We start from the raw sequence: 11,835 nt of genomic DNA on the forward strand, positions 1-11,835 counted from the left end.
GACGTAGCGTCATGGTCCAGAATCGGAGCATGCGAATCGGAGTCGTTGCCCAGGCAGCGGAAACGACCGCACGGGCGGTGCGGCATTACCACCAACTCGGCGTACTGCCGGAGCCGATACGAACGCCTGCCGGCTACCGCGACTATTCGATGAACGATCTGGTGCGTCTCATGCGCATTCGTCGACTCGCCGAAAGCGGCGTGCCGCTCGGGGCAATTTCTGCGATGACAACCGTGGGCGAGACCGACGAGAACGACGTCATCGGCCATCTTTCGGACCTGATCGAGGGCATCGAGCGCGAGCAGGAGTCGTTGCGCGTCAAGAAGTGCCGCCTTCTCGCTCTTCTGGAAGACGCGAGAGCAGGCAGATCGCTGACTGCCCTCCCCCGCCCACTATCCGATCGCCTGAGCGAATTGATCGACCAGAGCGACGCCATCACCCGTCCCGAACTGGAGCGCGAACGCGACCATCTCGAGGTCCTGGCCCTGTCTGGAAACCTCCCCGAACAGTGGGCGACTGCGATGACGGACTCGTTGCGTACTCCTGAATCGGTCGCTACATACATGACCGCACTCGCTCGATGGTCGGCGCTCTCGGGTGAGGATCCCGCAGGCGCCAAGGATCGAATCGATACCCTTGGCGTCGATATCGCGGCGCTGCTGCTCACCTCGAACGTCTTCTCGTATTCGGCCCACTCTCCTCCGCAGGACACGGACTCTCTTCCCGATCTCTCCGAAACGATTCCCGATCCAGCGCAGAGGGCGGTCGTTCTTCGTGTGGCGAGCATCCTGGCGGAAGGTGCGGACGCATGAAGTACAGATCGTTGCTGCGGTGGGTCAGTGGCCGTGGACCGTTCGTGGACGACGGGTTCGAGGTGTTCACAGCCGAGCACGGCACACTGACGACTCCGGTCGCGTTCGGTATCGCAGGAGTCATCGAGATCGTCGCAGTTCATTTTCTGGTGCCGTGGCCGTGGCTGCAATGGACTCTGCTTGCGGTGTCCGTGTGGGGTCTGCTCGCTGTCGCGGGAGTTCTTGCGCACCACAGAATGCATCCTCACGCGACGAATGCAACGACGCTGACACTGAAAACCGCAGGGCAGACCGTTGCGGATATCCCTCGTGCAACCGTCGTCGGCGCCGCAGTTCATCGTCGATACGGCGTAGTGGCCGCAGCGATCGACAGGGGTCGGCTGTTCTTGCCGACGCAGGACGGGACCAACGTCGACATCGAACTGTCTCATCCAGTCGATGTCGCTGTACCAGCACCGCTCGCGAAGTGGCGCATGCAGGGTTCCGTGCGCCGACTGAGTGTGCAGGTGGACGATCCAATGGCCCTTGTCCGCGCGCTCACGCGGGCGGCACCTCATCGCAGCCACCGAGTCGGATGTGACGAGTAAGGTGCGAGCACATCGGTCACACGAGTGCCGGTTGCCGCTCGCGCTGCACTGCAGTCGCCACGCCGAGCACGACAACGGCCGCCGCGGTGATGCCAGCACCGGCCCAGATCGGTGAGGTGTAGCCGAGTTCTGCGGTGATCGTGACGCCACCGATCCACGCGCCGAGTGCATTGCCGAGATTGAAGGCAGCGATGTTGGCGCCCGAGGCCATTGTCGGTGCGTCCTCGGCGAAGGACATCACACGCATCTGCAGACCTGGCACGGTCGCGAAACCGAAAGCTCCCATGAGGAACAGTGACGCGATCGTCGCGATCTGACTTTCGGCGGTGAACGCGAAGAACACGAGGATGGCGGTCAGCGCAACCAGCAGGACGAGCAATGTAGCGGTCAGGTTGCGATCGGCGGCCTTGCCGCCGAGGTAGTTACCGATGAACAGGCCTACACCGAACAAGATGAGTAGCCACGGCACCGAGCTGGATGCGAATCCGCTGACATCGGTGAGAGTGAACGCGATGTAGGTGAACGCGCCGAACATTCCGCCGTACCCCAACACCGTGATCGCGATGGACAGCCACACCTGGAGTCGGCGGAACGCTCCGAGCTCGGAACGGAGATCTCCACGTTCTTCGGCGTCGGACGTTTCGGGAACCAGAGCGACGATGCCGACCAGCGCCACGACACCGATGACGGTGATGGCCCAGAAAGTCGATCGCCAGCCGTACGTCTGACCGAGCAGTGTTCCGAAAGGAACACCCAAAACGTTGGCCGCGGTGAGTCCGGCGAACATCATGGCGATCGCACCCGCTTTCTTCTCCGGCGCCACCAAGGACGCGGCGACTACCGCCCCGATGCCGAAGAAGGCACCGTGACACAGAGCGGCGACGATCCGACCGAACATCATCGCCTCGTACGTACCCGCGAGCGCGGACACGAGGTTGCCCGCAATGAACAGCCCCATCAGTGCAATCAGGACGTTCTTCCTAGGAAAGCGTGTGACGACTGCGGTGACTCCGACGGCTCCCACGACGACGCTGAGCGCGTAGCCGGTGATCAGCCATCCGGCCACGCCTTCCGTGATGCCGAAGTCTGCGGCGACTTCGGGTAGCAATCCCATGATCACGAACTCGGTGAGTCCGATGCCGAACCCTCCGATGGCAAGTGCAAGCAGTCCTAGCGGCATGGTGGCGTAACTCCCTCATTGTTGCGTTCGCATACATCGGGCGCATGCATGTAGTTGCACACGCGTCATAAATAGTTGCATGCGCCTGATATCTGCGCAAGCTGCTAAACTGGCCATCCCAGTTCAGAGCTCCAAGGAGGAACAGTGGGAATCGCCGACGATTCGTCCCTTATCCGTGCTCAGGGCTGGCGCACGCTGTCTGCGCTGCACGCTCACATCGAGGCCGACCTCGAACGTGCACTGCAAGCCGAGCACACTCTCTCGGTCGTCGAATACACGGTTCTCGATGCCCTGCACCGGCAGGACGGGTGGCACATGCGGATGCAGCAACTCGCCCGCGCAACGGCGCTCAGCAGTAGCGCGACCACTCGCCTCGTCAATCGGCTCGAGGATCGCGGAATTCTTACCCGAGTCCTGTGCAAGGACGATCGACGCGGGATGTACACCGAGTTGACCGATGAAGGCCGCGAGTTGCTCGAGCGAGCACGTCCGACTCACGACGACGTTCTGGAAAATTCGTTGTCGGCCGCGCAGCAGCTACCCGAGCTCGCGCCCCTCGTCGACGCCATCCACCGATTGCCAGCATCTGTCGGCTGAGTGAACGCTCGGGGCGCGAGCGCAGTATGGTTTGTCCGAAATACCGCGCACCCGTTTCCGAATACTGCCGACCGCCGGAGCCGTCACCCTATTATGCCCGACCCGTACCAACCTGCCGGCGTATCCATAGGCGATACCCCCGACGTCGAACAGACCGCTCCCCGAGCACCGATACGGGAAGACCTGAACGGGCTGCGAGGGGTGGCCATCGCACTCGTAGTGGTTTTCCACATCTGGATGGGCAGAGTCTCCGGCGGCGTCGACGTGTTCCTTGTCCTGACAGGGTTCTTCTTCACCGCATCGCTGATTCGGACCGCGCAGTCCGGGGGCTCGCTGAACCCCTTCACTCGAATTGGACGAGTACTTCGCCGGCTCGGGCCGCCGTTGATAGTCGTTCTCGTCGGAGTAGCAGTCGCGACGGCATTGTTGTTGCCGAGAACGCGATGGGTCGACATCGCGAATCAACTCATGTCCGCGGTCTTCTTCTACGCCAACTGGGAGCTGGCCTGGACGTCACAGGACTACCTCGCCGCGGACCCCACCGTCAGCCCACTGCAGCACCTGTGGTCGGTCGCCGTCCAGTTTCAGTTCTATCTCGTGGCCGTCGCCGTCGTATTCGGCCTCGCGTGGGTCCTTCGCCGGTCGAGAGGCGCGCACCGAACCAGCCCGCCGCCGCACATCTATCTGGTTCTCTTCGCCGGCGCCTCCCTGGTGTCGTTCGTCTACGCCGCGGACGGCACGTCGCGGCTGCAGTCCTGGAACTACTACGACACCGGTGCACGTCTATGGGAAATCCTTCTGGGAGGTGCGGTCGCTGCACTGTTCGCAGCTCGGCTTCCGCGACCGACTCACGAGCGGACATCCTCCGAGTTTCGGATCGGCAGGAATGTTCTCGCTGGCGTCGGAATCGCCGCTGTTGTCGCCTGCGGATTCCTTCTCGACGGAGTGAACGAGTTCCCAGGCCCGTGGGCCCTGTTCCCGGTGCTTGCCACGATCGCTTTGATCGTCGCGGGTCCGGACACCCACGTCGCGCAATTGCTGCGCTCACGGTTCGGCCTGTGGCTGGGTTCGATCGCCTTTCCGCTTTACCTGTGGCATTGGCCGCTGCTGATCTTCACGCTGGCGTACACCGGGAGGTCTACCGCAGACCTAGCGACCGGGGCGGCGATCATCGCAGCATCGGTTCTGCTCGCGATGGCCACCGTCCGGCTCGTCGAGCAGCCGCTCCAAGCACCTGGCGGTTCCATTCCGAGAATTGCGATTACAGCGACTGCCGCCGCCCTTGCGGCCGCCCTGGTGTGCGGATCCGCCGGCTGGAACTTCTACATCCAACGCTCGGTCTCTGATCTTCAGGCCAGTGACGAACTCGACCCCTTCACCTATCCCGGCGCACGCGAACTCACCGACGGAATTGCGACAGCCGATGCGGACGTGATTCCTGCGTTGTTCTCAGCACCGGAGGATCTACCCGTCACGTCCGTCGAAGGGTGCATTGCAGACTTCGAAACCCGCGACGCCATCAGCTGCGAGTACGGCGCCCTCAGCGCGTCTCGGACGGTTGCTCTCGCCGGCAGTTCCCATGCCGAGCACTGGGTGACCGCGCTCGATCTGCTCGGACGTGACCGAGGCTTTCGAGTCGTCACGTTCTTGAAGATGGGCTGCCCGCTCACGCTGGGCACCATGCCCATGCTCGGCGAAACCGAGTATCCCGACTGCCTCGACTGGACCCAGACGGTCATGGGCGAAGTCGAACGACTAGGTCCGGACTATGTGTTCACAACGTCGACACGCCCGCGAGAGGGCGGACAGGGCGACTACACACCCGACTTCTACGTCGACGTCTGGAACGAGCTCACGTCGTATGGCATCCCAATCCTCGCGATGCGGGACACGCCGTGGCTGGTTCGAGACGGAGTCGTGTACCGCGCCATCGACTGCCTCGCCGACGGTGGAAGTGCGATGTCGTGCGGCATGCCGCGACGCGACGCCCTCGATCCGATCAATCCGACGCTGGCATCTTCCTTCCGGCTTCCCACTGTCCGACCACTGGACCTGACGAGTGCTCTGTGCGACGGACCGATCTGCCCGGCGGTCGTCGGAAACGTACTGGTCTACCGCGACGAACATCACCTCACCGCCACCTACGTACGTACTATGACCAGCGAGTTAGGCCGCGAAATCTCCGCCGCGACGGGTTGGTGGTGAGCCGGTTCCATCCGCTCACAGTAGGGTTTCATCCATGTCTGTCGAAGCACCCTCCGAATCGCCCGCGATCGAAGTATGGCCGGGTTCGGCATATCCGCTGGGAGCCACCTACGACGGCGCCGGTACGAATTTCGCTCTGTTTTCCGAGGTTGCCGAGGCCGTCGATCTGTGTCTGATCAGCAACGACGGCACCGAAACGCGCATCCGGTTCGAGGAGTCCGACGGCTACGTCTGGCACGCGTACCTGCCATCGGTCATCCCGGGCCAGAAGTACGGATACCGCGTTCACGGACCGTGGGATCCCGCGCAGGGGCATCGCTGCGATCCGAGCAAACTCCTCCTCGACCCGTACGGCAAGGCGTTCGAGGGCGAGTTCGACGGTGACCGCTCGCTCTTCTCGTACAGTCTCGACACACCCGAGCCCCAGCCCCAGCCCGAACCGGCAGCGGACCCGGACGCGAAGCCGTTCGAAGACGAGGCCGATCTGATCGATCCGAACGACGAGGTCGTCGAACCTGATCCGGTCGCACACGACGAGACGCCGCGAAACGACTTCCCTCAGTACGATTCGCTGGGCCACACGATGACCAGCGTCGTCATCAACCCGTTCTTCGACTGGCAGGCCGACCGTGCGCCCCGCCGTCCGTACCACGAGACGGTCATCTACGAGGCTCATGTCAAGGGCATGACCGTCGCACATCCGGACGTTCCGGAATCGCTGCGAGGTACCTACGCGGGGCTTGCGCACCCGTCGATCATCGAGCACCTGAAGAACCTCGGCATCACCGCGATCGAACTCATGCCGGTGCACCAGTTCATGCAGGATCAGACGCTCATCGACAAGGGCCTGCGTAACTACTGGGGCTACAACACCTTCGGTTTCCTCGCGCCGCACGCCGACTACTCCTCGAACCCGACGGCCGGCGGAGCCGTTACCGAATTCAAGGCCATGGTGCGCGAGTTCCATGCCGCCGGTATCGAAGTGATCCTCGACGTGGTCTACAACCACACCGCCGAGGGCAATCACATGGGGCCGACCATCAGCTTCCGCGGAATAGACAACGCCGCGTACTACCGACTCGTCGACGGTGACTACGCGCATTACATGGACTACACCGGAACGGGTAACAGCCTCAACGCCCGTCACCCGCACACGCTGCAACTGATCATGGACTCGCTCCGCTACTGGGTCACCGAAATGCACGTCGACGGCTTCCGCTTCGACCTCGCGTCCACCCTTGCCCGCGAGTTGCACGACGTCGACCGACTCTCTGCGTTCTTCGACCTGGTGCAGCAGGATCCAGTCGTCAGTCAGGTCAAGCTCATCGCCGAGCCGTGGGACATCGGCGAGGGCGGTTACCAGGTCGGCAACTTCCCCGGTCTGTGGACCGAGTGGAACGGCAAGTACCGCGACACCGTGCGCGACTACTGGCGCGGCGAGCCGGCCACCCTCGGCGAGTTCGCGTCGCGCCTCACCGGATCCTCGGACCTGTACGAGGCCACCGGCAGGCGGCCGGGTGCCAGCATCAACTTCGTAATCGCGCACGATGGCTTCACGCTGAACGACCTCGTGTCGTACAACGAGAAGCACAACGACGCGAACGGCGAGAACAACAACGACGGTGAGAGCCACAACCGGTCGTGGAACTGCGGCGTCGAAGGCCCGACCGACGATCCAGAGATCCTCGATCTTCGTGGGCGTCAGATTCGCAACATCATGGCGACGCTCCTGCTGAGTCAGGGCACGCCGATGATCGCACACGGCGACGAACTCGGGCGAACACAGCAGGGCAACAACAACGTCTACTGCCAGGACTCGGAACTGGCATGGATGGACTGGTCACTCGCCGAGACCAACGCCGATCTCATCGAGTTCACCAGGGCAGCTATCGCGCTGCGCAAGAATCACCCGGTGTTCCGTCGTCGACGATTCTTCGAAGGACTCCCCATCCGCAGCGGTGAACAGGCCCGCGACATAGCGTGGCTCACCCCAGCAGGTGAGGAGATGACCCCGGAGGACTGGGACAGTGGTTTCGGGAAGAGTCTCACCGTCTTCCTCAACGGCGAAGGAATCCCCGAGCCCAACCAGCGCGGCGAACGCGTCGTCGACGACTCGTTCCTGCTGTGCTTCAACGCCCACCACGAAGCCATCGAGTTCCTGACGCCGGACGGTGAATACGCCAACGAATGGACGGTGGCTCTCGACACCGCCGTTCCCACCGGGGCAAGTGAGAATGTCATAGAAGCGGGTACACCAGTCGAAGTGGCCGCCCGGTCGCTACTCGTTCTACGAAAGACGGACTGAAGAATATGCCGATCCCCTCCAGCACATATCGACTACAACTGCGAGGGGACCAGTTCACTCTCGACGACGCCCGAGACATCGTCGATTATCTCGACGACCTCGGCGTCACCCATGCATATCTGTCGCCGATCCTCTCCGCTACCGAGGGTTCGACGCATGGCTACGACGTCGTCGACCCTACGACCGTCTCCGCTGCCCTCGGTGGCCGCGAAGCGTTCGAAGCATTGGCTGCAGAATTGCACTCACGCGGTATGGGCGTGATCGTCGACATCGTGCCCAACCATGTGGGCGTCGACGACCCGCGGCAGAACGCGTGGTGGTGGGACGTTCTGGGCAAAGGCCGCTTGTCGGAGTACGCAGATTTCTTCGACATCGACTGGGCGCCCGACAATGGAGCCGACGGCAAGATCGCCCTGCCCGTTCTCGGCTCCGACGAAGACTCCAAGGAACTGACGGTCGATCGCTCCGGTGAGAAGCCGCTGTTGGCCTACTACGAGCATCGATTCCCGATCGCGGACGGAACCGATAGCGGAGACCCGGAATCGGTACACGCGCGCCAGGCCTACCGGCTCGTGAGTTGGAAGGCCGGACTCGTCGGCTATCGACGGTTCTTCTCCGTCAACGGACTCGCCGGTCTCCGCCAGGAGGACTTGGATGTCTTTACCCGCTCGCACAGCCAGGTCGCAAGCTGGATGACCGACGGTCTCGTCGACGGACTTCGAGTCGACCACCCGGACGGGCTGGCGGATCCCGCGACCTATCTCATCGAACTCCGTGAACTCATCGGCCAGGACCGCTGGTTGGTGATCGAGAAGATCCTCGCGCGCGGAGAACCACTGGACGAATCTCTGCCGGTCGACGGCACCACCGGCTACGACGCCCTCGCAGATCTGGGCGGGGTGTTCATCGACGCGTCCGGTGCCGATGGTCTGCTGGAGCTGTCGAAGGCGCGCACGGGGACGAGCGACGATGCGTCGTGGCTTCACTCCACCGAGGAAGCTCTCAAGACCTCGGTCGCGCGCGGGGACCTCGCACCCGAGGTCAGACGCCTGGCACGCTGCGTGATCCGCGAATCCGGCACCGATGTCGACCTCGAGCCGGTCGTCGACGCGATCGTTGCCGTGGTCGCAAGTATGCCGTACTACCGATCCGACTACGCACCGCTCGCAGGAACCATCGGCCGGGTGATCGGAACGCTGGCCGAGGAACAGTCCGGACTGGGCGTAGGCATCGATGCCCTCACGGCAGCCTTGATCTCGGATGGCGAATCCGCAGTGCGCTTCGAACAGGTCTGCGGAGCCGTCACTGCGAAGGGCGTCGAGGACTGCCTGTTCTACCGCGCTACTCGATTGGTCTCGTTACAGGAAGTCGGCGGCGACCCGGGTGCGTTCGGCGTGAGTCCCGCCGCATTCCACCTCGCGAACGCCGATCGAGCGGTGAGATGGCCTGCTGCGATGACCACTCTGTCCACCCACGACACCAAGCGAGGCGAGGACGTACGCGCACGCATCGGCGTTCTGTCGCAGACTCCCCAATTGTGGGCGCGATGCATCGCGGACTGGGAATTGCTGGCGCCGAGTCCTGACGGGGCCAGCGGACTGTTCCTGTGGCAGAACCTGTTCGGGGTGTGGCCTGCAGACGGACGGATCGACGAGGAACTGCGCTCGCGCGTCCACGCCTATGCCGAGAAGGCGCTGCGCGAGGCCGGCCTTCGAACCAACTGGAGCGAGCCGGACGAGGCATTCGAGAAGTCCGTTCACGCGTGGTTGGATTCGATTCTGCAGGGCACGATCGCAGACTCGGTCACGATGCTCGTGGCGCGACTCGACCCACACGGCCGCAGTGATTCGTTGGGGCAGAAGCTTTTGCACCTCGTCGGTCCAGGGGTGCCCGACGTCTATCAGGGCACGGAGCTCTGGGAGGACTCCCTCGTCGATCCCGACAATCGACGCCCCGTCGACTACACCGTTCGCCGACAACGCCTCTCGGACACGTCGGTACCTCTCGTCGACGTCACCGGAGCGGCCAAGTTCCGGGTCGTGCGCGCAGCGCTGCGGTTGCGCCGTGACCGGCCGGACAGCTTCGTCGGTGGCACCTACGCCCCGGTGAACGCGACCGGATCCGCGTCGACACACGTGATCGGTTTCGCTCGCGGGCCGGTGACGGGCAACCCTGACGTCATCGCCCTCGCCACGCGCCACTCGCTGACTCTGGCCTCGCAGGGTTGGGGATCGACATCGGTGGTACTCCCCGAAGGTCGCTGGCGAGACCGGTTGACCGACACGGTGTACAGCGGTGACATACAGGCGGACACAGTGTTTGCCGCATTGCCGGTGGCACTGCTGGTTCGCGAAGTATCCGAAGGCGACATCTTAGGAGAGCACGACGCATGACGCATCGCTTCGAAGTCTGGGCACCGACGCCGGACACCGTCCGCCTGAACGTCGACGGTTCTCTGCATCCGATGCACCGGGGCGATTACGGATGGTGGTCTGCCGACGTCGACGCCTCCTCCGACGCCCGCTACGGTTTCGTGCTCGACGACGACCCCACCGTCCTACCCGATCCCAGATCGCCGCGGCAGCCGGACGGCGTGCACAAGCCCTCGCAGTTGCACCGCCTCGACGAGTCGGTCTGGACCGACTCGTCGTGGACCGGCCGACAGCTTCAAGGCGGTGTGATCTACGAACTGCACATCGGAACCTTCACTGTCGAAGGGACTTTCGACGCAGCGATCGATCGGTTGGATCACCTCGTCGACCTCGGGGTGACGTTCGTGGAGGTCATGCCGGTCAACGGGTTCAACGGAACTCACAACTGGGGTTACGACGGGGTGCTCTGGTACACCGTTCACGAGGCATACGGCGGCCCCGACGGTCTGCAGCGGCTCGTCGACGCCTGCCACAGCCGAGGTCTCGGCGTGATCCTCGACGTCGTGTACAACCACCTCGGGCCGTCCGGCAACTACCTCGAGCGGTTCGGTCCGTACATGGCGCAGGGCGCCAACAGCTGGGGTCAGGCGATCAACTACGCCGAGGCCGACTCCGGCGTCGTACGGCGGTACGCGATCGAGAACGCACTGCGGTGGTTCGCAGAATTCCATATCGACGGCCTACGACTCGATGCCGTACACGCCATCGTCGATCACACTGCGGTACATCTGCTCGAGGAACTGACCGTCGAGACTCGTACGCTGGCGGCCCATCTCAGGCGACCGCTGACGCTGATCGCGGAAAGCGATCTGAACGATCCGAACCTGGTGACGGCACGATCGGGCGGTGGATACGGACTGGACGCACAGTGGGACGACGACATCCACCATGCGATCCACGCCGCGGTCTCCGGTGAGCGCCAAGGCTATTACGGAGATTTCGGGTCACTTCAGGGACTCGCGAACACGTTGCGGCAGGGCTTCTTTCACGCTGGTACCTACTCCAGCTTCCGTGGCCGCACCCATGGGCGTCCCGTCGATACGAGGCGCATTCCAGCGAGTTCGTTCGTCACGTACACGACGACACACGACCAGGTCGGCAACCGCGCAATCGGAGATCGCCCCGGGTTCTACCTCTCGCCCGGTCAGCTCGCCGTCAAAGCTGCGTTGGTGTTGGCGTCGCCGTACACGCCGATGCTGTTCATGGGCGAAGAATGGGGAGCATCGACTCCGTTCCAATTCTTCACCTCGCACCCCGAACCAGAGCTCGGAAAGGCCACTGCCGAAGGACGCAAGGCCGAGTTCGCCGAACATGGCTGGGACAAGGCCGACATACCCGACCCACAGGATCCGGACACGTTCACCCGATCCAAGCTCGACTGGTCCGAGCTCGGAACAGCTGATCACGCACGGCTTCTCGATGCCTACCGGGGATTGCTCGCATTGCGCCGCGAGCATGCGGATCTGACCGATCCGTGGCTGGAGCACCTGCGGATCGACTACGACGAGGACGAACGCTGGATCGTGATGTACCGGGGCTCGCTCCGGGTGGTGTGCAACCTGTCCGAGAACGAGGTCACCGTGCCCGTGGGCGGATCGTTGCTGCTCGCGTGGGACGAGCCAGTCTCGGACGAGACCGGCTCGTCGACAAGGATTCCCGGGCATTCGTTCGCGATTCTGTCCGCACGCCGCTAATCGACGCGGGTGGTCATTGCGCG

Annotated in this window: 8 protein-coding genes; 7 read left to right on the forward strand and 1 reads right to left on the reverse strand. The window is 63.4% G+C overall.

Features of this window, described 5'->3' with window-relative positions:
* Nucleotides 1–29: 29 nt before the first annotated feature.
* A complete protein-coding gene (locus A2J03_RS28445; RefSeq protein WP_068381343.1) occupies nucleotides 30–812 on the forward strand; it encodes a MerR family transcriptional regulator in 783 nt (260 codons plus the stop codon).
* Nucleotides 809–1,399: a hypothetical protein gene (locus tag A2J03_RS28450; RefSeq protein WP_068381269.1), complete on the forward strand. Its 591-nt coding sequence runs from the start codon at nucleotides 809–811 to the stop codon at nucleotides 1,397–1,399. The genes A2J03_RS28445 and A2J03_RS28450 overlap by 4 nt, the downstream gene beginning before the upstream one ends.
* Before the next feature lie 16 nt (nucleotides 1,400–1,415).
* Here A2J03_RS28450 and A2J03_RS28455 read toward each other — a convergent pair whose 3' ends face one another.
* Complete coding sequence (locus tag A2J03_RS28455) at nucleotides 1,416–2,579, reverse strand: MFS transporter (protein WP_068381272.1); 1,164 nt, start codon at nucleotides 2,577–2,579, stop codon at nucleotides 1,416–1,418.
* A gap of 144 nt (nucleotides 2,580–2,723) precedes the next feature.
* Here A2J03_RS28455 and A2J03_RS28460 point away from each other — a divergent pair, with 144 nt between their 5' ends.
* From A2J03_RS28460 to treZ, 5 genes are all read left to right on the forward strand, one after another.
* On the forward strand, nucleotides 2,724–3,176 hold the full coding sequence (locus A2J03_RS28460; protein ID WP_068381275.1) for a MarR family winged helix-turn-helix transcriptional regulator: 453 nt from the start codon (nucleotides 2,724–2,726) through the stop codon (nucleotides 3,174–3,176).
* 93 nt (nucleotides 3,177–3,269) lie between these two features.
* Complete coding sequence (locus A2J03_RS28465; protein ID WP_068381278.1) at nucleotides 3,270–5,381, forward strand: acyltransferase family protein; 2,112 nt, start codon at nucleotides 3,270–3,272, stop codon at nucleotides 5,379–5,381.
* 34 nt (nucleotides 5,382–5,415) lie between these two features.
* Nucleotides 5,416–7,686 (forward strand): glycogen debranching protein GlgX, encoded by a 2,271-nt coding sequence (glgX, locus tag A2J03_RS28470; protein WP_068381285.1) that lies wholly within the window; start codon nucleotides 5,416–5,418, stop codon nucleotides 7,684–7,686.
* Nucleotides 7,687–7,691: 5 nt separating this feature from the next.
* Nucleotides 7,692–10,079: a malto-oligosyltrehalose synthase gene (gene treY / locus A2J03_RS28475; protein WP_068381287.1), complete on the forward strand. Its 2,388-nt coding sequence runs from the start codon at nucleotides 7,692–7,694 to the stop codon at nucleotides 10,077–10,079.
* Nucleotides 10,076–11,812 carry a malto-oligosyltrehalose trehalohydrolase gene (gene treZ, locus A2J03_RS28480; protein ID WP_068381288.1) on the forward strand — a complete coding sequence of 579 codons (1,737 nt, stop codon included), beginning with the start codon at nucleotides 10,076–10,078 and terminating at the stop codon, nucleotides 11,810–11,812. Before treY ends, treZ begins: the two co-directional genes overlap by 4 nt.
* Nucleotides 11,813–11,835 lie beyond the last annotated feature (23 nt).

This window comes from Rhodococcus sp. EPR-157 (genome assembly GCF_001647195.1).
Classification (GTDB): domain Bacteria; phylum Actinomycetota; class Actinomycetes; order Mycobacteriales; family Mycobacteriaceae; genus Rhodococcoides.

What these genes read in the sequence shown, in the direction of transcription:
- A2J03_RS28445 (WP_068381343.1), top strand. Translation starts at nt 30, where the DNA reads ATGCGAATCGGAGTCGTTGCCCAGGCAGCGGAAACGACCGCACGGGCG.
- A2J03_RS28450 (WP_068381269.1), top strand. Translation starts at nt 809, where the DNA reads ATGAAGTACAGATCGTTGCTGCGGTGGGTCAGTGGCCGTGGACCGTTC.
- A2J03_RS28455 (WP_068381272.1), bottom strand. Translation starts at nt 2,579, where the DNA reads ATGCCGCTAGGACTGCTTGCACTTGCCATCGGAGGGTTCGGCATCGGA.
- A2J03_RS28465 (WP_068381278.1), top strand. Translation starts at nt 3,270, where the DNA reads ATGCCCGACCCGTACCAACCTGCCGGCGTATCCATAGGCGATACCCCC.
- glgX (WP_068381285.1), top strand. Translation starts at nt 5,416, where the DNA reads ATGTCTGTCGAAGCACCCTCCGAATCGCCCGCGATCGAAGTATGGCCG.
- treY (WP_068381287.1), top strand. Translation starts at nt 7,692, where the DNA reads ATGCCGATCCCCTCCAGCACATATCGACTACAACTGCGAGGGGACCAG.
- treZ (WP_068381288.1), top strand. Translation starts at nt 10,076, where the DNA reads ATGACGCATCGCTTCGAAGTCTGGGCACCGACGCCGGACACCGTCCGC.